The organism is Mucilaginibacter yixingensis, assembly GCF_041080815.1.
Classification (GTDB): domain Bacteria; phylum Bacteroidota; class Bacteroidia; order Sphingobacteriales; family Sphingobacteriaceae; genus Mucilaginibacter; species Mucilaginibacter yixingensis.
Genome location: NZ_CP160205.1, coordinates 733,052 through 753,005, shown reverse-complemented (window position 1 = coordinate 753,005; position 19,954 = coordinate 733,052). Strand labels below are relative to the sequence as shown.

General features: G+C 46.1%; 14 protein-coding genes. 11 read left to right on the top strand and 3 right to left on the bottom strand.

The window, feature by feature from the left end; genetic code table 11:
* Nucleotides 1–644: 644 nt before the first annotated feature.
* The gene (locus ABZR88_RS03135) at nt 645–2,552 is read right to left on the bottom strand and encodes a 7TM diverse intracellular signaling domain-containing protein (RefSeq protein ID WP_170113638.1); all 1,908 of its coding nucleotides are present in this window, start codon (nt 2,550–2,552) and stop codon (nt 645–647) included.
* 440 nt (nt 2,553–2,992) lie between these two features.
* Between ABZR88_RS03135 and ABZR88_RS03130 the strand changes: the two genes are divergently transcribed.
* The 6 genes from ABZR88_RS03130 to ABZR88_RS03105 all read left to right on the top strand — a co-directional run bounded on the left by ABZR88_RS03130 (nt 2,993) and on the right by ABZR88_RS03105 (nt 11,705).
* Nucleotides 2,993–4,435, top strand: a complete 1,443-nt coding sequence (locus ABZR88_RS03130) for a glycoside hydrolase family 30 beta sandwich domain-containing protein (protein ID WP_107830175.1) — start codon at nt 2,993–2,995, stop codon at nt 4,433–4,435.
* A 163-nt stretch (nt 4,436–4,598) separates the two neighbouring features.
* A complete protein-coding gene (locus ABZR88_RS03125; RefSeq protein ID WP_107829594.1) occupies nt 4,599–6,011 on the top strand; it encodes a glycoside hydrolase family 30 beta sandwich domain-containing protein in 1,413 nt (470 codons plus the stop codon).
* Nucleotides 6,012–6,023: 12 nt separating this feature from the next.
* Nucleotides 6,024–7,772 carry a cellulase family glycosylhydrolase gene (locus ABZR88_RS03120; RefSeq protein ID WP_107829591.1) on the top strand — a complete coding sequence of 583 codons (1,749 nt, stop codon included), beginning with the start codon at nt 6,024–6,026 and terminating at the stop codon, nt 7,770–7,772.
* Between the two features lie 497 nt (nt 7,773–8,269).
* The gene (gene gatB, locus ABZR88_RS03115) at nt 8,270–9,718 is read left to right on the top strand and encodes an Asp-tRNA(Asn)/Glu-tRNA(Gln) amidotransferase subunit GatB (RefSeq protein ID WP_107829589.1); all 1,449 of its coding nucleotides are present in this window, start codon (nt 8,270–8,272) and stop codon (nt 9,716–9,718) included.
* Nucleotides 9,719–9,790: 72 nt separating this feature from the next.
* The gene (locus ABZR88_RS03110; RefSeq protein WP_107829587.1) at nt 9,791–10,912 is read left to right on the top strand and encodes a TlpA disulfide reductase family protein; all 1,122 of its coding nucleotides are present in this window, start codon (nt 9,791–9,793) and stop codon (nt 10,910–10,912) included.
* Nucleotides 10,913–11,012: 100 nt separating this feature from the next.
* A complete protein-coding gene (locus ABZR88_RS03105) occupies nt 11,013–11,705 on the top strand; it encodes a response regulator transcription factor (protein WP_107829585.1) in 693 nt (230 codons plus the stop codon).
* A gap of 163 nt (nt 11,706–11,868) precedes the next feature.
* On the opposite strand, the gene ABZR88_RS03100 is transcribed toward ABZR88_RS03105, so the two are convergent.
* Complete coding sequence (locus tag ABZR88_RS03100) at nt 11,869–12,354, bottom strand: hypothetical protein (RefSeq protein ID WP_107829583.1); 486 nt, start codon at nt 12,352–12,354, stop codon at nt 11,869–11,871.
* 195 nt (nt 12,355–12,549) lie between these two features.
* Between ABZR88_RS03100 and ABZR88_RS03095 the strand changes: the two genes are divergently transcribed.
* The gene (locus ABZR88_RS03095) at nt 12,550–13,341 is read left to right on the top strand and encodes a hypothetical protein (protein WP_107829581.1); all 792 of its coding nucleotides are present in this window, start codon (nt 12,550–12,552) and stop codon (nt 13,339–13,341) included.
* 79 nt (nt 13,342–13,420) lie between these two features.
* Here ABZR88_RS03095 and ABZR88_RS03090 read toward each other — a convergent pair whose 3' ends face one another.
* Nucleotides 13,421–14,089, bottom strand: a complete 669-nt coding sequence (locus ABZR88_RS03090; protein ID WP_245917078.1) for an OmpA family protein — start codon at nt 14,087–14,089, stop codon at nt 13,421–13,423.
* Between the two features lie 168 nt (nt 14,090–14,257).
* On the opposite strand from ABZR88_RS03090, the gene ABZR88_RS03085 reads away from it, so the two are divergent.
* The 4 genes from ABZR88_RS03085 (at nt 14,258) to infB (ending at nt 19,751) form a co-directional block, all read left to right on the top strand.
* The gene (locus ABZR88_RS03085; RefSeq protein ID WP_146166565.1) at nt 14,258–14,647 is read left to right on the top strand and encodes a hypothetical protein; all 390 of its coding nucleotides are present in this window, start codon (nt 14,258–14,260) and stop codon (nt 14,645–14,647) included.
* A 210-nt stretch (nt 14,648–14,857) separates the two neighbouring features.
* On the top strand, nt 14,858–15,331 hold the full coding sequence (gene rimP / locus ABZR88_RS03080; protein ID WP_107829575.1) for a ribosome assembly cofactor RimP: 474 nt from the start codon (nt 14,858–14,860) through the stop codon (nt 15,329–15,331).
* Nucleotide 15,332: 1 nt separating this feature from the next.
* Nucleotides 15,333–16,568 carry a transcription termination factor NusA gene (gene nusA, locus ABZR88_RS03075; RefSeq protein ID WP_107829573.1) on the top strand — a complete coding sequence of 412 codons (1,236 nt, stop codon included), beginning with the start codon at nt 15,333–15,335 and terminating at the stop codon, nt 16,566–16,568.
* A gap of 72 nt (nt 16,569–16,640) precedes the next feature.
* Nucleotides 16,641–19,751: a translation initiation factor IF-2 gene (gene infB, locus ABZR88_RS03070; protein WP_107829571.1), complete on the top strand. Its 3,111-nt coding sequence runs from the start codon at nt 16,641–16,643 to the stop codon at nt 19,749–19,751.
* Nucleotides 19,752–19,954: the final 203 nt, after the last annotated feature.

The window sequence follows — 19,954 nt, the reverse complement described above, 5'->3', positions numbered from 1 at the left end:
TGGTTTGTTTATGGCAGGCAACGGGAGTTACCTGGTTAATACGTGCCAGCAAACCTGGCTTGCTAACACGTTTAAGCAATCGGAAGCGTTGCTTTCTCTCAGCTATTCATTCTTGATTTAAAGATTAATAATTGGTTTTCTAATAATCGGTGAGGTAAAGTTACGGGTGTTTTAAGCTAAAAAACAAGTTAAAAATATCATAAATAACTGATTATTAATAAGTTATATACTATTTTAATACACTTAAATCACAAACCGTAAAAGCATCAAAAAGCCTGTTTTTAACTTAGTAATGCGCAAAACCAAGTCTATCATGCGCAAATACCGATACGCTTCCCTCACAATAAAAAAAAGTTAAAAAAAGCAATAAAAAAGCGCATTTAGAGCACAAAAAAGAGGTTTTATGTGCAATTGACATTTAAAAAAACGGACGTAAAAATGCGTAAATGTGATTAAAGCGTGTCAGGGAGGAAATTAAGAATGTGATGGTATGATTTAAAACACTGTCATTGCGAGCAGGGCCGTAGAGTCGGATTGAGCGCGAAGCAATCTCGTCGCACGCATAAACACGCGACGAGATTGCTTCGTCACGCCTCGCACATCCCCTTCTGTTCCTCGCAATGACAAATGGTTGAAGATTACAATCAGGCCCCAATAACCAAACGGCTCCAGCCCTGCTGACCGCCTTTTTTGGCTTCTTTTTTATGCTCCTGCATGGCTTTCTTTACTTTGATAGAGTAAGACCAGCAGGTACTTTGCCTGATATCCAGCTTTTCAGATAGCTGATGCGATGAGATAGTGCCCTTGCTGGTATACATCAAATAAACCAGGTAAAAAGCCTTATTAATAGGTATGCGGTTATTATGGAAAATGGTGCGCTGCAGAACAGACTCCTCATAGGTGCATTTAGTACAACGCCTGCTGTAAGGCATGCGGCCTGCGCAGTAATTGGTGTTAGCACAACGCGAGCATTGGTAACCCACGGCCCATTTCAGGTCCGACAGGAATTTGTAGCAGGTTTCCTGATCAGGGTATTGCGCGCTGAATTCTTCAAAACTCAGCTCTTTGGATTGGGCGCGATCGTCCGTTACCTTGGCAATGTTGGTTTTAAGCTGAATATTGTCTTTCTCCAGCAGCAAATTCATGCGCGATATTTCTTCGGCCTGTAGCTCTAATTGTTCGTTTATCGCCAGCAATTCTTCATTCTGAGCTTCAATAGTGGCATTCTGATCCAGAATCTCATTAGCCTGACGTACTACTTCCGAGGTACGGATACGCACCTGCTCTTCCAGCTCGCGGTTAATGGAATCTTTAAGGCGCAGGGTTTCTTCGTGCGCGGCATCTTTCTCCTTTCGCAACAGCCGCACCTGATCGCCTATGGAGAACGAGAGCAACATCATCTCCATCATAAAGCCCAGGGTTAAACTATAATGGCCCAATATGCGGCCCACTATCGGGTAGTTTAAACCCAAAACCGTTGCAGCTTTCAGCAAGAATCCGAAGAAGAGAAATGCGTAGCCCAACACAAAGAAACGTGCGGGTTTGAAGCCAGAACGCAAAATGTATATACCGGTACCAAAGGCAATCAGCAGCGGTATTACATCTACATATTTGAGAATGAACAGATTTCTAAAGAAAAAGAAGCACAGTAGAAAGTAAATGCCCCGGGCCGTCAGCGTGATATTAATCAGTTTATATAATAGCGGCGACCTGGTTTTTACCTGCAACAGTTCCTTAGTAAACTCTAGCGCAAAAACACTCATCAAAAACAATGCAGTGCCGTAAGCATACTCGTTCCAGTTGGGCGAGTTTGGCCAAACGTATTGAAAGGCAATGCCGTCCACACTCATCTCGTAAATGCCCACACTTAAAATGTACCCAACATAGAAGATGTATTGCAGGCGTTTTACTGCAATAAACATCAGCAGGTTGTGCAGGCAAAAAATGAGGATCATGCCGTAGAAGATCCCGTAGGTAAGATACTCGGAGAGCGCGTAATGAATAAAGTAATCAATGGTGCGGTAAACAATAATCACATTCACCTGCTCTTTAGAACGCACCCTGAAATAGTAGGTATAAACACCGTTATGCCTATCTAAGATCCTGAATTCAAAATTCTTGTGCTTATAAAGCCGTCTATCAAAGTTGAACGACGCGCCTGCCCGCTCCATGTGGTAGACACCGTTACTGTCTGGAATGTAAGAGGTAATATCATCCGTAGTCTGGTCAAAAAACTCAATCAGGCTCTCTTTGTTAGCGGTAACATTATTAAGCCGCACCCTGATGCGATACCAGTAATAGGATTGATTATTAAAGTTTTTAGGATAAACGCCACTGTTCTCTTTAAACTGCCTGTCAAACACTGCCGACCGGACCTGGTCCAACGTTAGCTTACCGTCTTTATCTTCCAACCATCGCAGTTCCTGGTGGGTAAAAACATGTTCGTTAGTGGTATTATCTGCAGTGACAATCTGTTGCGCACGCAGGTTCAGTCCAAACGCTATCATCAGCATTATCAATACCAGCCATTTCTTACAAGCAGCGCTCAGCATAAAAGTTTAATCAATAAAAATTAGTTTATGTGGTTGGTCCTGGTTAGGGATCCGGGTAATTGGTCTTGGCAAATCGCTTCAAAACAGCGTTAAAACCTGTATTTGCTTTAAAATAAGTACAAAGTTTTAATCTTGAGATTGATGCGTATTGGCTTACAGGTACAATAATACTGAATTTGCAATCAGGTGCAACATTTTCAAGCTTTTGCACGGGCTAATTACCTGTGCGTAAAGCGTATCAAACAAATATATAAGTATTTAATAATCAATATTTTATGTTATTTTTATTTCGTAATTCAAGGCAATTTTCAATAGTTTTGGAATATCGGGCGCAGCTTTTCACCAATTAAACTGAATTTTTTGATGGCGAGTAAGGGATGCTGCCGGCTGATACGTCTATACTTTTAAAACCATCAAACCGTATTTATAAACCAATTTGTATGATCAAAAAATTTAGCTGTTATGCCGTTGCGACCGGCATTTTAGCGTTTACTCAACTGGTCCAGGCACAAACCACCGCGCCAAAAATCGCCGAGGTATACACCACCGCCAAAAGCACCGATTACAAGCTCAGCCCAACCGGAACGCTTACGTTTGTAGACAAGCCGCAACCATTGGAAACTGATATCTCGGTATTTATAGACCCGGGAAAAACCTTCCAGTCTATGGTGGGCATTGGCGGTGCCCTTACTGACGCAGCGGCAGAAACTTACTACAAGCTACCTAAAGACAAACAACAAGAGTTTATGCGCGCCTATTACGACCCCACAGCGGGCATTGGCTACACCCTGGGCCGCACCAACATACAAAGCTGCGATTTTAGCAGCGACAGCTACGCCTACGTACAACCTGGTGATGGCTCGCTCAAAACATTTTCAATTGCGCACGATTTGAAATACCGCGTACCGTTTATAAAAGACGCCATTAAAGCTGCAGGTGGTAAGCTCACCATGTTTGCCAGTCCGTGGAGCCCGCCGGCGTTTATGAAAACCAATAACGATGTACTGCACGGCGGCAAACTGAAGCCGGAGTATATGCAAAGCTGGGCCAACTTGTTTATAAAGTTTATCAAAGCCTATCAGCAGCAAGGCATCCCCCTGTGGGCAATAACGGTACAGAACGAGCCCATGGCCACGCAAAAATGGGAATCGTGCGTTTTTACTGCCGAGGAAGAGCGCGATTTTGTAAAGAAATACATGGGGCCAACCTTTGCCAAAGCCAAAATGAATACCAAAATCATCGCCTGGGATCATAACCGTGACGAGGTTTATCAGCAAGCCAGCGTTATCCTGAGCGATCCGGAAGCAGCCAAATACATCTGGGGTATTGGCTACCACTGGTATGAAACCTGGACCGGCAGCAGCATGCGTTTTGATAACGTTAAGCTGGTTAACGCGGCTTTCCCCAACAAAAACCTGATCTTCACCGAGGGCTGCATCGAACGCTTTGACCTGAACCGCGTAGACGATTGGAACCTGGGCGAAAAGTACGGCTACTCCATGATTAACGATTTTAACAGCGGCGCCACCGGCTGGACGGATTGGAACGTTTTGTTAGACGAGCAAGGCGGTCCTAACCATGTAGGTAACTACTGCTTCGCCCCTATCATCGGCAACACCAAAACCGGTCAGCTGATCTATACCAACGAGTATTATTACCTGGGCCATTTCTCCAAATTTGTGCGTCCCGGTGCTAAACGCGTAGCCGCTTCGGTAAGCCGCGATAAGTTGTTGAGCACGGCATTCAAAAATGCTAATGGCCAGTTAGTGGTTGTGGTGATGAATAACAGCGATGACAAGGTGCCTTACCTGCTATGGATGAAAGGCAAAGCTGCACAGGCTACGGCGCTGCCGCATTCTATTGCTACAATGATTGTTAAGTAAGCAAAACATAAAACATTTGTCATTGCGAGGAACGGGAATTGCCTGGCGCGGGGCGTGACGAAGCAATCTCGTCGCACGGAAAGAGATGCGACGAGATTACTTCGCGCACAGTCCGTCCCTCTACCCTGCTCGCAATGACAAGTTTCAAATCACTCCACATTCAATGAAAATCAAACATACTGTATTTGTATCGCTATGCGCACTCGTCGGCCTTGGGCCGGCGGGCTTTGCGCAGAAAAAAACGGTGAGCTGCTGGCTCACCAATGCAGACCGATCTGCGCTGTTTGCCCACCAAAAAGAACCGTTAACCTTTGAACCGGCCAACACCAACAACTACCCGGTTATTAAAGTTGATGACCACACCAAATACCAACCGATAGACGGTTTTGGCTTTGCGCTTACCGGCGGCAGCGCCATGCACATTGTGCGCATGAGCGCCCCGGCACGGGCAGCATTGCTCAAAAAAGTTTTTGCTACCGATGCCGATAACATTGGCGTGAGTTACCTGCGTTTGAGCATCGGCGCAAGTGATTTAAATGATCATGTTTTTTCTTATGACGATGTGCCCGCAGGCTCAGTAGACCCGCAATTGAAAGCCTTTGATCTTGGCCCGGATAAGGTGGATGTGATACCGGTTTTAAAAGAGATCTTGAAAATCAACCCAAAGATCATGATCCTGGGCTCACCGTGGTCTGCCCCCGCCTGGATGAAGAGCAACGGCGATACCCGCGGCGGCGTTTTGAAGCCCGAGTATTACCAGACCTATGCCAATTACCTGGTTAAATATATTCAGGCCTATAAAGCGCAGGGCATCAGCATTGACGCCATTACTGTGCAGAACGAGCCACTCAACCCCAAAAACAACCCAAGCATGGTGATGGAGGCGCATGAGCAGGCTGATTTTATTAAGAACAATCTTGGTCCGGCGTTTCAATCGGCAGGCATCAAAACCAAGATCATCGTTTACGATCATAATTGCGACAGACCCGATTATGCCGATTCAATCCTGAACGATAAAGCAGCAGCCCGCTATGTGGATGGCTCCGGCTTTCACCTCTATGGCGGCAAGATTGAGGCACTGACTGATCTGCACAATGCTCATCCTGATAAAAACCTGTATTTCACCGAGCAAATGGTGATTGAGAAAGACGGTAGCCCGACTATCAACATCATCAACCCAGTACGTCGCCTGTTTATTGGCGCTACCCGCAACTGGTGCCGCAACGTACTGGAATGGAACCTGGCTGCCGACGCACAGAACCAGCCCCATACAGATCGCGGTGGTTGCCCTATGTGCCAGGGCGCGGTGACCATTGATAAAGACAATTACACACCCAACATTGCTTATTATGCTATGGCCCATGCCTCCAAGTTTGTGCGCCCGGGCTCGGTGCGGGTGGCCTCTACAGATATTGATCCGCTGCCTAACGTGGCATTTACTACTCCCGACGGCAGGAAGGTTTTAATAGTGGCCAACGTGAGCGATAAAACCCAAGGCTTCAACATTGGCTATAACGGTCGCGTGGCGGCGGCATCGCTTAGCAGCGGTGCGGTGGCTACTTACGTTTGGCAATAAATCTCAATCAACATGTATCAGCATAAACTAAAATATATTTTGGGCGCTGCTTGTCTATTCGCCATGCAACAAGCTCACAGCCAGGGCTTTCTTAAAGCCGACGGCAAACTGATTGTAAACGAAAAAGGCCAGAAAGTAATACTGCGCGGCGTTGGCCTGGGCGGCGATATGCTGCAGGAAGGCTATATGTTCCGTCTCGGCAATATCGGTCAGCAGCATAAGATCAAAGCCGGAATTGAGGATTTGATCGGGCCGGAGAAAACCAAGACCTTTTATGAAAAATGGCTGGCCAATAATACCCGCAAGATAGATGTGGACTCGATGGCACGCTGGGGTTTCAACTCCATCCGCCTGCCCATGCACTTTAACCTGTTTACCCTGCCGGTTGAAGAAGAACCCGTAGCAGGCCAGAACACCTGGCTTGATAAAGGTTTTAACATGGTAGATGATTTATTAAAATGGTGCAAGGCCAACCACATGTATCTCATCCTTGATCTGCACGCCACTCCGGGCGGACAGGGAAATGACCTGCCGATATCAGACCGTTACCCTGAAAAACCATCGCTGTGGCAAAGCGAAGCCAATCAGCAAAAGATGGTTGCCCTTTGGCACAAGCTGGCCCAGCGCTATGCCAACGAGCCTAATATTGGCGGATATGATATTATTAACGAACCCAACTGGGGCTTCGATGATGCGAAAGACATCCGTGGCACAGCCGAGAAAACTAACGCACCGTTAAAGAAACTGATGATGGAAGTTACCGCTGCCATCCGCGAGGTAGATAAAAAACATATTGTGATTATTGAGGGCAACGGCTTCGGCAATAACTACAACGGTATTTTGCCCGCCTGGGATAATAACATGGTGCTGAGCTTCCACAAATACGGCAATTTTAATAGCCAGAAAGCGATACAGGGCTTCCTTGATCTGCGCGAGAAATATAACGTGCCGCTGTGGATGGGCGAGTCTGGCGAGAACTCCAATACCTGGTTTACCGAGGCCATTGGCTTGGTAGAACGCAATAACATCGGCTGGTCATGGTGGCCATGGAAAAAGATGGGCATCAACAACCCGGTAGCAATCAAACAGCCCGAAGGCTGGCAAAAACTGGTTGATTACTGGGCAGGCAGGGGCGCAAAGCCATCATCAGAAGAAGCACAGAAAACGCTCGATCAGCTACTGGAAAATCTCAAATTTGAGAACAACATTAAACACCCGGATGTGGTAGATGCCCTGTTCAGACAGGTACAATCGGCAGAAACCAAACCTTTTATAAATCTAACCATCCAGGGCAAAAGCACCGTAATCAACGCGGCTGATTTTGATATGGGCAGGCAGCGTTCGGCTTATTACGATAAGGATACATCGAGCTATCAGTTTACCCCGGGCGTGAACACTCAAGGCAACCGCGGGCATGCTTACCGTAATGATGGCGTTGATATCAAGGTTGATGATAATGGTCCTTACGTTTTCAATATTGAAGAGGGCGAGTGGATGCAGTATACAGTGAATGTGAAACAGGCTGGCACTTATTCGGTGAAACTTACTGTTTCTGCAGATAATGGTGATGGTAGGTTATCGTTATTGAATGGCTTTGATAAGTTGACTGATACCCAGATTATACCCAATACTGGTGGAGTTGATAAATGGTCAACCATCAAAATAAAGGATATCAAGCTGAAAGCGGGGGTGCAGCAATTGCGCGTGTTGGTGGATAAAGGCGGGTTTCAGTTGAGGAGTATGACGTTTGAGAAGGAGTAAAAACATAATCGCTGCTTGTCATTCCGAACGAACAAGGAGGGGTTGTGCGATGGCGTGAGGAGGAATCTTGTACGATTGATAAACCACATGGAAAGCATGAGAGCTAAGATTTCTCAGTCGCCCTTACGCGCATTCCCGCCGCGGCTTCTTCGAAATGACCTATTATTTATACAAGATCGGCGCTCATAAATGAGCGCCGATCTTGTATGTTTTCTTTTAGACTTTAGTCCCAGTGGGACGATATGTTAATAGCATTTCTATAGGAAGGTAAACAAGCTCCGGCGGAGCGGCATGTTTAATGAACCACCTTTTTCCTGAAGACTAATGCTTTTTAATAAATAACGCTTAATGAATCTTTCGTATAAGTTTCCTTTACTCGTAACTTAAGTTAACTAAAGCGCAGCGCTTATTAAAACACACCCTCATCATTTCAAAATAAAGCCTACTCATTAAGTAATCTTTATATATTTGAAACCGATATACCGAATACTGAAGCAATGACAAATACTTTGAGCGATAAATATGAACTGGTGGTAGGGCTGGAAGTGCACGCACAGTTATCCACTCAAAGCAAGGCTTTTTCATCTGATTCTGCTGCTTTTGGCGGCGGCCCCAATCAGCATATCAGCATGGTATCGCTGGGGCATCCGGGTACCTTGCCTTTCTTAAACAAAAAGGCGGTTGAGTATGCCATTAAAATGGGACTGGCCTGCAACTGCCACATCAACCTGGAAAACCATTTTGCCCGCAAAAACTATTTCTATGCCGATTTGCCGAAAGGTTACCAGATCAGTCAGGATCAGCAACCAATCTGCATTGGCGGCCATGTAACCGTTAAACTGCATGACGGTACGCAGAAGCAAATTGCCATCCATCACATCCACATGGAAGAAGATGCCGGCAAAAGCATGCACGACAATCACTCGTCTGATTCACTCATCGACCTGAACCGTGCCGGTGTGCCACTGGTAGAAATTGTATCTGAACCAGATCTGCGCAGCGCCGAAGAAGCCGGCCAATATTTAACCGAAATCAGGCGACTGGTGCGCTACCTTGACATTTGCGATGGCAATATGGAAGAGGGCAGCCTGCGTTGCGATGCCAATATATCTGTACGCTTGCGTGGCGCTACCACTTACGGTAACCGTTGCGAGGTAAAAAACCTCAACTCTATCCGTAACCTGCAACGTGCTATTGAGCACGAGTTTCAGCGCCAGGTACAGGTAATTGAGGCAGGCGGCCGTATTGATCAAAACACTCTGAACTTTGATGCAGATACCGGCGAAACATCGGTACTGCGTACCAAAGAGATGGCTAATGATTACCGCTATTTCCCAGAGCCCGATCTGCCACCGTTGAAGATCAGCCAGGAGTACGTTGATCAGATCCGCGCGCAAATGCCGGCGCTGCCTGAAGAGTTGTATCAGAAGTATGTTACCCAATTCGGCCTTTCTGATTACGATGCTTCCGTCATCACCGCAGACCCGGCTTTGGCTCATTATTACGATGAATTAATTAAGTGTACCACTCACTATAAAACTGCCGCCAACTGGCTGATGGGCCCGGTAAAATCGGCCATGAATGACCATTGGGGTATTAATGTAAAACCGCAAACCTTAGCCGGTTTGATTCAACTGGTTGAGGAAGGTAAGGTTAACAACACCGTTGCCGGTCATAAAATATTACCAGAGCTACTAAAAGGCGGCGACAAAACTGCCGAGCAGGTAGCCACCGAGTTGAACCTGATCATTAATGAAGATGGCGACGAGGTACAAGGTTTTATTGAGGCAGCCCTGGCCAAACTACCGCAAAAGGTGATTGAATACCAAAAAGGCAAAAAAGGCGTTTTAGGCCTGTTTATGGCCGAGATTATGAAAAGCTCAAAAGGCCGTATAGACCCTAAGAAAACCAATCAGCTACTGGTTAAAGCGTTAGAGAAAAAATAAACCACATGCGTTGTTCACCGTTCAGCTTTGCGCAACGTACTGTTTTACAAAAAATATCATTTACCCATTTATATGAAAAACAGCATTAAAGTGTTGGGTGCCGCATTGCTGGCGCTGAGCATTTACTCTTGCAAAGACAAAAACTCGTTCTCTATTAACGGTGAGCTAAAAAATCCTGGCAACGTAAAAAAGATTTACCTGCTTGCAGCCGATACTAACCGTATTACCGTGGTTGACTCTACCAACCTAAGCGAAGACGGCAAGTTTACCTTTAAGCACGCCAGCCCCTACCCTAACATTTACAAAATGCGTGTAGGTGGTACCGTGTTTGACCTGATTGCCGAGAACGGGCAGGAAATTACCTTTAAAACAGACTTAACAGATAATACCCACCTGTACAGCATCTCTGGCTCAATGGAATCGGTAAAAATCCAGGAGTTTAACCAGTTGAGCAACGGCTTTATGGAGCGCAGCAACAAAGTTTCTGCCGCTTACCAGGAGGCTGCCCAGAAACTGGGGCACGAGTCTGACTCATTGGCTGCACGGTTTATTCCGCAATACAAACAGATTCAGGACGAGTACAGCACCGAAGTAATCAAATTCATCCGCAATAACGAGGCCCAACTGGCTGCGTTTTATGCAGCTACCACCCTTGATCAGAATAAATATGAGCGCCAGCTGATTGCTTATGCTGATGATTTGGGTAAAGATGATTTTAACGGCAACCCGGCTGTATTAGCCTTCAAAAAAGCAATGGCCGAGGCAAAACCGCTATCGATTGGTCATATCGCGCCTGATTTTACTATCGGCTCTATTGATGGCAAGCCTATCAAACTATCAGACTATAACGGCAAATACGTGATGCTTGATTTCTGGGCTTCATGGTGCGGTCCGTGCGTGCAGGAGATGCCAAACGTGGTAAAACAGTATGCCGCTTTTAAAGATAAAGGTCTGAACATTCTGGGTATTTCACTGGATGAAGATAAAGCCGCATGGCAAGGAGCTGTTAAGCGCCTGAACATGACCTGGCCACAGGCATCAGACTTAAAGAAATGGGAAGGCCCTACCGAGATGACTTATCGCATCATGGCTATCCCCTCAAACTTCATCATTGGCCCTGATGGTAAGATTGTTGCAAAGAACCTTACCGGACCAGAGCTTGAAGATTTTTTAAAGAAAACGTTTAGCAAGTGAGAGTACAATGTTAATAAAAAGTAACGTTTAACAATTTCTTAATATTAACATAATCACTATGTGCAATTAAGCCGGTACTTTTATTCCAAAATTCAACCTCATGAGCACATCTTCAAAACAAAAGATATTAATTGTTGATGATGAACCAGATATTCTCGAGCTGATCGAGTATAATCTAAAAAAGGAAGGATACCAGGTTTATTCGGCTCGCAACGGCCAGGAAGCTGTTACCGAGGCTAAAAAAGTTCAGCCAGACCTTATCGTTCTAGACATTATGATGCCCAAAATGGATGGCATCGAAGCATGCCGCATTATGCGTACCATGCCAGAGTTTAAAAATACCTTTATGGTGTTCTTAACCGCCCGTAGCGAAGAGTACTCTGAAATTGCCGGCTTTAACGTAGGCGCCGATGATTACATTGCCAAGCCAATCAAGCCACGTGCACTGGTAAGCCGCATTAACGCCATCCTGCGCCGCAACAGCGCACCGGAAGAAGTTACCGACAACAAACTTGAAATTGGCGACCTGGTAATTGACCGCGAAGCTTACCTGGTTTACAAAGCAGGCCAGAAAACTGTACTGGCTAAAAAAGAGTTTGAGCTGTTATACCTGCTAGCCTCAAAACCAGGCAAGGTTTACACCCGCGAAGTGATCCTGAAAAACATTTGGGAAGACTCTGTAGTGGTAACCAACCGTACCATTGACGTACACATCCGCAAAATCCGCGAGAAACTGGGCGAAAACTATGTTTCCACCGTAAAAGGCGTTGGCTACAAGTTTGAGATTCTGTAAAGCGGCCTCAGCCCGCTCCCTCCAAAGGGAGAGGCTGTTATAAAGATAATAGTTTAGTTAGTAGAACGGCATCGATACATCGATGCCGTTTCTGTTTTACGATCGTGATGTCTCCTCAGAAGCCAATAGCTCCCTCTCCTTCGGAGAGGGCTGGGGAGAGGTATTATTTCTTTGCCGCGGCTGCTTTTTTCTTCACCGCATCGGCAGCACTTTCTACTTTGGCAGCTGCCTTTTTCTTAGCGGCTGTAACAGTAGCTTTTACTTTAGCTGTAGTTTTAGCCGCATCTTGCTTCACGTTTGCGGCCGTTTTAGCAGCTTCTACTTTAACGTGGTCCATTTCTTTAACGGCTTTGGCTTTTAAGTTGGCAGCCTTAGTTTTAGCAGCAGTGCTTACCTCGGCAGTTTTGCTGGCCACTTTTGCTTTCGTTTCAGCCATTTTCTTGTTGGTTGCGGCCTTTATTTCTGTGGCTTTCCGCTCGGCTGCCGCCCTGGTGACTTTAGACTTTGCCTTTACTTCGTCCATTTTTTCGACTGCCTTCTCCTGCACTTCGTCGGCGGCATCGGTGCCATGCTCCCACAGGCTGGCAATGCTGTCTTTAACCTTCTCAAAAAATCCTTTTTCTTCGGGTTGATGATTATTTGTACTCATATTGGTATGATGTTAAATAGGTATTTAGATAACCATACCGAGTTCACAATTGTTTGATATTGGGGTAAACGGGCAGATGATGCTTGAGACGAAAGCATGTTAAGGATGGATTAAGCTCTTTAATATTTAATACTACCGTAAAAGATTTTATTAACTAAAGCCCTATCTTCAGCACATCTAAATTATTTCACAAATATGATCAAAAAATTATCGCTGTTTGCCGCCTTAAGTATAAGCGCGTGTACAGCTTTCGCCCAAAAGATTGACTACAATTCGGGTACCATTAAGGTAGATGGAAAAGACGTTGCTAAAGTGATACGCATAAAAGACAAAGGAAACTTTGGCCTCACCTCTTCTTACGAGTTAGACAATATGGCCGGTGCCAAACTGGTTATTGCTACCATAGCTACAGATTTTGTCCCATCTCGTAACGATGGCGATGGTTTTTATTATCGTTTTACCTTTCTTACCTCTGGCCAGGTAGCCATTTTGGGGCTGAGTAAACTTGGTCCCGAAAAATCATTCGCTAAATTAATGGGCGAAAGCGGCATTGTAGTGAACGATCAGTTAGATGCGGCCAAAGTGAACGAGTTAATAGCATTGAGGAGCAAGAACCCTAAAGTACAAATTGAGTACAACCTGGTTCATCGTAGCCCCCTGGTTAATGTAACGGTTAAAGACCACAAGATTTTTCAGGACGTGCAAATTGGCACGTTTAAAGACATTACCCGTCCCGCCGGCGACTTTGATGCCTATGAATTTGCTTTACCCAGCGGATTAATAGTTGCCCGCGTTACCTTTAAAGCCGGTACCAAGTATGTTGAAAATTGTGTAATCAGCACCAATAAAGACGCCGCAACTTATAACGTTGATCTAAGAGCCGGCGGCAGCTACGGAGAAGCAATTGCAGCGTCAGAAGGGGTTGACCGTCATGAGGAAACCATTAAGAAAATTGCCAACTGGCTGGTGCAGCACAGCTATCTATAACAACAACTTATTACAAAAAAAGAGGCTGTCTCATAAGTATGAAAACAGCCTCTTTTCCTAAACGTATTTGGAGCTAGGTTTACTCGCCCGACTGTTTAGCTTCTTGTTTCATCTGGTCATTAGCCACAATAGCAATTTCTACGCGGCGGTTTTGCGCACGGCCATCAGCTGTGTTGTTATCGGCAATTGGCTCGTTTTTTCCTTTACCCTGTGTACTCAATCGAGAGCCGTCCACACCATTTTTTACCAGGTATGATTTCACGGCTTCGGCTCGACGGATGGACAAATCCATATTATGCTCATCGCTACCGGTAGCATCGGTATGGCCCACAATCAGGATGTTAGTTTGCGGATTGTTTTCCAGGGATTTAGACAATTGAGTCAGGTTAGTTTGTGCAGCAGGTTTCAATCCGGTTTTGTCAACATCAAACAAAATACCTGAATCAAACTTCACAATTATACCTTCGCCCTGACGCACCACAGTGGCACCCGGAACGGTTTGCTTAATCTCGTTAGCCTGGCGGTCCATGTTACGGCCGATGAAAGCGCCTGCAGTACCGCCCACAGCACCACCAATAATAGCACCCAGTGCGGTGTTGCCGGCAGCTTTGCCAATAAACGCACCTATAGTACCACCAGCGCCGGCACCAATAGCAGCACCTTTTTGGGTTTTGGTTAAAGAGTTACAACCCGGTCCGGCCAGGCCTGCTACTATCGCCATACCAATAATGGCGGTTTTAATCTGCATAGTTTTCATATGTATTGAGGTTGATATTTTAAGACTGTAAATATATTTACAAAGCCGGTGCCAAACTTAATTTTTGACGGTTATTAAATAATAATGCTTTAAAATTGTTTTAAAACAGCATCAATGACCTGCAAACACAAGTTTAACTATTTCATAATCATTACTATAATGCTTACATGCCTAATTACAGCCTGTAAGCAAAAATCTACACCCGTTCGCCTTACACTTAGTAAAGACCGCAAATCGATAACCGTTTCTGGTCTTTCTGAAATCGAATTAAACGGCATTGCGCGCGATTCTATGCCGATGGAAGCATGGCAATCGTTACTGGCAGTAACAAAATCTGACACCGCAGATACGGCCTCCTTTGAACCCGTTTTAATCGGCCGTTACAGCATCGCCAATCACCTCATCATTTTCACTCCTGATTCAGGTTTTAAAAAAGATGTGCATTACAACGCCCGCTTTTATTTGCTTAATGAGGATGACGGGCCGTTGGATATGGTTTTTAAACACCGGAAGTTAGGGCAGCCGGCATATATTGAGATGAGATTTTGAACCAGAGTTTAACGAATTATCAGGATCTACGGAATTGCCCGTTCTTCCTTTTTAATTTTAACTTTTCACTTCCCTTCTCACACCCAAATCTTTAACCGCCTCCCCTCTTGCACTTTGCAAAATAATTTTCTACATTTGCATAATTGAAAATCGAAAAGACGGAGAGGGGGCGGTAGCCCCCTCTTTTATTTTACCTGTATTAACGGCTATATGAATATTGAACAACGTGTTAAGGCACTGGCCGAAGAAAAAATTGAAGAAATTAACAGGCCCGACCTTTTTGTGGTTGAAGTAAAGATCAGTCCGGCTGGCAATCGCATCGGCATTGCGCTTGATGGCGATAAAGGTGCCGGGATTGATGATTGCGCCGCCGTGAGCCGTTACGTTGGCTTTAAGCTGGAAGAAGAAAATGCGATAGAGCATGCCTACAACCTGGAAGTATCATCAGCAGGGATTGATAGCCCGCTGTTGCTTGTACGTCAATATGTTAAGAACATTGGCCGTCAAGTTTCCGTAAAAACACCGGATGGTAACAAAAAGGAAGGCAAACTGCTAAATGTAACCGGCGAGGGCATCGTAATTGAGGAAACGGTAAAAGAAAAAGGCAAAAAAGCCCAGTTAGTAGAAACATTGCTGCCGATGGAGCAGATCAAGGAAATAAAAGTTTTAATATCATTCAAGTAAAATGAGCAGTATTAATTTGATAGAGTCCTTTCAGGAGTTTAAGGACTTCAAAAACATCGACCGCCCAACTATGATGAGCGTTCTGGAAGATGTATTCAGAAGCATGATCCGTAAAAAATATGGCACCGATGAGAATTGCGACGTAATTGTGAACACGGATAACGGTGACTTGGAGATATGGCGTACCCGTACTATAATGGAAGATGGCTTTAGTGAGGATGATGACCTGGAGATTGAATTGGCCGAAGCTCATTTAGTTGACCCTGATCTGGAAGTTGGCGACGAGTTTGTAGAGCAGATCACCCTTGAAAGCTTTGGCCGTCGTGCTATTTTAGCTGCGCGCCAAACGCTGGTATCAAAAATTCTGGAACTGGAGAAAGACGAGATCTTCAAAAAATATAAAGACCGCGTAGGCGAGATCATTACCGGCGAAGTTTACCAGGTTTGGAAAAAAGAAACTCTGGTATTGGACGACGAAGGTAACGAGCTGTTGCTGCCAAAATCTGAGCAGATCCCTGCCGACTACTTCAAAAAAGGCGACAACGTTAAGGCTGTTGTACACAAGGTAGATATGATGAACAGCAACCCTAAGATCATCATCTCACGTACTGCACCTGAGTTTTTACAACGTTTGTTTGAACTTGAAGTACCAGAGATTTTTGATGGCTTGATTACCATTAAAAAGATTGTTCGCGAACCGGGCGAGCGTGCTAAAGTAGCCGTTGAATCATACGATGATCGTATTGATCCGGTAGGTGCTTGTGTGGGTATGAAAGGTTCACGTATTCATGGTATCGTTCGCGAGTTGAAGAACGAGAACATCGACGTAATAAACTATACCAACAATATTCAATTATATATTCAGCGTGCACTTTCGCCTGCAAAAATCACATCTATTAAACTGGATGACGAGAAAAAAACTGCGGCAGTGTATCTGAAACCAGATCAGGTATCTTTGGCTATCGGCCGTGGTGGTCATAACATTAAACTGGCAGGTAAGCTAACCGGCTATGAAATTGATGTTTACCGTGAGGCAGACGAAGCTGAGGAAGACGTGGATATTGAGGAATTCTCAGACGAGATTGAAAGTTGGATCATTGATGAATTCAAACGCATTGGTTTGGATACTGCAAAATCAGTACTGGCGCTGAGCGTTGGCGAACTGGTTAAACGTACCGACCTTGAGGAAGAAACTGTTCGCGAGGTACTTTCTGTACTTCAGGCAGAATTTGAATAAGCATGATTACCAATTAAAAAATCGTATTTTTGCATTAATAACAATAAAAAGAAAGACCGAAAGAGGTAATAAATGTCAGAAGACAAATCCATAAAATTAATTAAGGCAGTAAAGGAACTGAACATTGGTATGAGTACCATTGTCGATTTTCTGGCAGCCAAAGGGTACAAAGTAGACAAGCACCCTATGGCCAAGCTGGATGGCGACATGTATACCGTTTTGCTCAAAGAGTTTGCTGCCGACAAGATCATTAAGGAAGAAGCTAAGCAGATCAACATCGGCAAGATCCGTCGCGATGACGCTGTGCAGCCTCCAACCGACAGGCCAGCAGACAGTCATCGTAACAAAGAGTTTGACAACGAGGAGATACTGATTAAAAATACAGGACATTTTGCGCCGCCACAAAACGACAAACCAAAGCCTAAGGAAGAAGCGCCTAAGGCCGAGGAGCAGCGTAATGAGGCAGCGTTGCCAGGTGTAACCGTAGTTGGAAAAATCAACCTGGATGAGCTGCATGGTAAAAAACCAGCAGAGCAACCAGCGGTTAAAAAAGAAGAAACACCGGCGCCTCCGGCACCACCAAAAGCAGAAGAAAAACCGGTAGTACCAGAGCCGGCACCAGCTCCTGCTCCAACACCAGCCCCTGAACCAGAGGCTGTTAAACCCGTTGCAGCACCAGAGCCGCCAAAACCGGTAGCCGAAGTTAAACCGGCCGAGCAGCCAGCACCAACACCAGCGCCAGAGAAACAACCGGAACCAAAACCGGCTGCACAAGCTCCGGCAGCGCCTGCACCTGCCGCTCCAACAACGCCGGCAGCACCAGCTGCCCCTGCAACACCTGCAACACCTGCCGCCACCAATACTAACGATGGCGAAGGAAGCAATGACAACGGTAATGAAGTGATCCGTGCTAAGGCAGAGCGCCTGAGCGGTCCAAATATCATCGGTAAAATTCAATTACCGGTAGAGCAGCCGCGTCGTAGTGGTCCGGTAGCATCGTCGTCTAACGCCGGTAATGCAGACCATAAACGTAAGCGTAAGCGCAAAGAAGGCCCGGGCAATCACCCACAGGGTGGCCAGGGTCAGCAAGGTCAGGGCCAACAAGGCCAGGGCCAGGGTGGCGGTCAACATGGTCAGGGTGGCGGTCAGCACGGCAATCGTCCGGGCGGTGGCCAGCATGGCGGTAATCGTCAGGGCGGCGGTCAGCACGGCGGTGGTCGTAATGATTTCCGTAACCGTAACCAGGCCCCTTCTACTCCAAAAGAAGAGCCAACAGAAAAAGAGATACAAGACCAGATTAAGGCTACACTGGCCCGCTTGAGCGGTGCTGGTAAGTCGGGCAAATTTGCACAGCGCGCTAAATTCCGTCGTCAGAAACGTGATGATGTAGCCGCATCGGCAGAAGAAGCAGCACTGGAAGAAGCAGCACAATCAAGAGTATTAAAGGTAACCGAGTTTGTAACTGCAAACGAGCTGGCCAATATGATTGATGAGCCTGTTACCAAGATCATCTCTACCTGTATGAGCCTGGGCATGTTCGTATCCATCAACCAGCGTCTGGACGCGGAAACGCTCACCATTGTTGCTGATGAGTTTGGCTACGAAATACAATTTGTTAAACCAGAAGACGAGGAAACCAACCTTGACGAGCCGGATGCACCAGAAGATCTGATTCCGCGTGCACCAATCGTTACCATCATGGGTCACGTTGACCACGGTAAAACCTCGTTGCTCGATTTTATACGCAAAACCAAGGTAGTAGCCGGTGAAGCCGGTGGTATTACCCAGCACATTGGTGCTTATGACGTTAATCTGGAAGATGGCCGTAAGATCACCTTCCTGGATACACCGGGTCACGAAGCGTTTACCGCCATGCGTGCACGTGGTGCCCAGGTAACAGATATTGTAATTATTGTGATTGCCGGTGACGACAGTGTGATGCCGCAAACCCGCGAGGCTATAAACCACGCGCAGGCTGCAGGTGTACCTATCATCTTCGCCTTCAACAAAATGGATAAACCCGGCGCTAATGCCGACAAGATCCGCGAGCAACTTTCTGCCATGAATATCCTGGTAGAAGAGTGGGGTGGTAAATACCAAACGCAGGAAATATCGGCCAAAACTGGTATGAACGTAGACCTGCTGCTGGAAAAAGTATTGCTGGAAGCCGAGCTGTTAGAGCTGAAAGCCAACCCGAACAAACGTGCCGTTGGTACCGTTATCGAGGCAGCGTTAGACAAAGGCCGTGGTATTGTTACCACCATCCTGGTACAAGCAGGTACCCTGCGCGTAGGCGATCCAATTCTGGCAGGCTGTTACTCAGGCCGTGTTAAGGCATTGAGCAACTCCCGCGGTCAGCGTATTGATACTGTTGGTCCGTCTACACCGGTACAGGTACTGGGTATGCAGGGCGCGCCAACAGCCGGCGATAAATTCAACGTACTGGAGAGCGAGGTTGAAGCCCGCGAGATTGCCAACAAACGCCTGCAATTGCAGCGCGAGCAAGGCCTGCGTACGCAGAAACACATCACGCTTGATGAGATCGGTCGTCGTTTGGCTATCGGTAACTTTAAAGAGCTTAACATCATCGTTAAAGGTGACGTGGATGGTTCTATCGAAGCATTGTCAGATTCATTACTGAAACTGTCAACCGATCAGATCCAGGTAAACATCATCTCTAAAGCAGTAGGTCAGATCTCCGAGTCAGACGTATTGCTGGCTTCTGCATCAGATGCCATCATCATCGGTTTCCAGGTGCGTCCGTCAACAAGCGCACGCAAACTGGCCGAGCAGGAGCAGATCGATATCCGCCTGTACTCTATCATCTACGACGCGATCAACGAGATCAAAGCTGCGATGGAAGGCATGCTGGCACCAACATTCGAAGAGAAGATTGTGGCCAACGTGGAGATCCGCGAAACGTTCAAGATCAGCAAAGTGGGCACCATTGCCGGCTGTATGGTACTGGACGGCAAGATTACCCGCAACAGCAAGATCCGTATCATTCGCGATGGCGTTGTAGTATACACCGGCGAGCTGGCCTCATTGAAACGCTACAAAGACGACGTGAAAGAAGTGAACCAAGGTTACGAGTGTGGTCTGAACATCCAAAACTTCAACAACATTGAAGTGGGCGATATAGTTGAGGCTTACGAAAACGTAGAGGTTAAACGGAAACTGTAATCACAGTGATTGGTTAATTAGAGATTAGCTAATCAAGCTAGATGAAATATTGAAGAGCGGCCCGCAAGGCCGCTCTTTTTGTATGGCCATTCTCCTTGTAGCGATGGGTTTCAAACCCATCGCTACAGATATTATTGCATGCCCTCCAATTTGTCATTGCGAGGAACGAAGCAATCCCTGTACTAGCAAATGTCGATTTGCAT

What these genes read in the sequence shown, in the direction of transcription:
- gatB (WP_107829589.1), top strand. Translation starts at nt 8,270, where the DNA reads ATGACAAATACTTTGAGCGATAAATATGAACTGGTGGTAGGGCTGGAA.
- ABZR88_RS03095 (WP_107829581.1), top strand. Translation starts at nt 12,550, where the DNA reads ATGATCAAAAAATTATCGCTGTTTGCCGCCTTAAGTATAAGCGCGTGT.
- ABZR88_RS03090 (WP_245917078.1), bottom strand. Translation starts at nt 14,089, where the DNA reads ATGCAGATTAAAACCGCCATTATTGGTATGGCGATAGTAGCAGGCCTG.
- nusA (WP_107829573.1), top strand. Translation starts at nt 15,333, where the DNA reads ATGAGCAGTATTAATTTGATAGAGTCCTTTCAGGAGTTTAAGGACTTC.
- ABZR88_RS03085 (WP_146166565.1), top strand. Translation starts at nt 14,258, where the DNA reads ATGCTTACATGCCTAATTACAGCCTGTAAGCAAAAATCTACACCCGTT.
- ABZR88_RS03130 (WP_107830175.1), top strand. Translation starts at nt 2,993, where the DNA reads ATGATCAAAAAATTTAGCTGTTATGCCGTTGCGACCGGCATTTTAGCG.
- ABZR88_RS03110 (WP_107829587.1), top strand. Translation starts at nt 9,791, where the DNA reads ATGAAAAACAGCATTAAAGTGTTGGGTGCCGCATTGCTGGCGCTGAGC.
- ABZR88_RS03135 (WP_170113638.1), bottom strand. Translation starts at nt 2,552, where the DNA reads ATGCTGAGCGCTGCTTGTAAGAAATGGCTGGTATTGATAATGCTGATG.
- ABZR88_RS03100 (WP_107829583.1), bottom strand. Translation starts at nt 12,354, where the DNA reads ATGAGTACAAATAATCATCAACCCGAAGAAAAAGGATTTTTTGAGAAG.
- infB (WP_107829571.1), top strand. Translation starts at nt 16,641, where the DNA reads ATGTCAGAAGACAAATCCATAAAATTAATTAAGGCAGTAAAGGAACTG.
- rimP (WP_107829575.1), top strand. Translation starts at nt 14,858, where the DNA reads ATGAATATTGAACAACGTGTTAAGGCACTGGCCGAAGAAAAAATTGAA.
- ABZR88_RS03120 (WP_107829591.1), top strand. Translation starts at nt 6,024, where the DNA reads ATGTATCAGCATAAACTAAAATATATTTTGGGCGCTGCTTGTCTATTC.
- ABZR88_RS03125 (WP_107829594.1), top strand. Translation starts at nt 4,599, where the DNA reads ATGAAAATCAAACATACTGTATTTGTATCGCTATGCGCACTCGTCGGC.
- ABZR88_RS03105 (WP_107829585.1), top strand. Translation starts at nt 11,013, where the DNA reads ATGAGCACATCTTCAAAACAAAAGATATTAATTGTTGATGATGAACCA.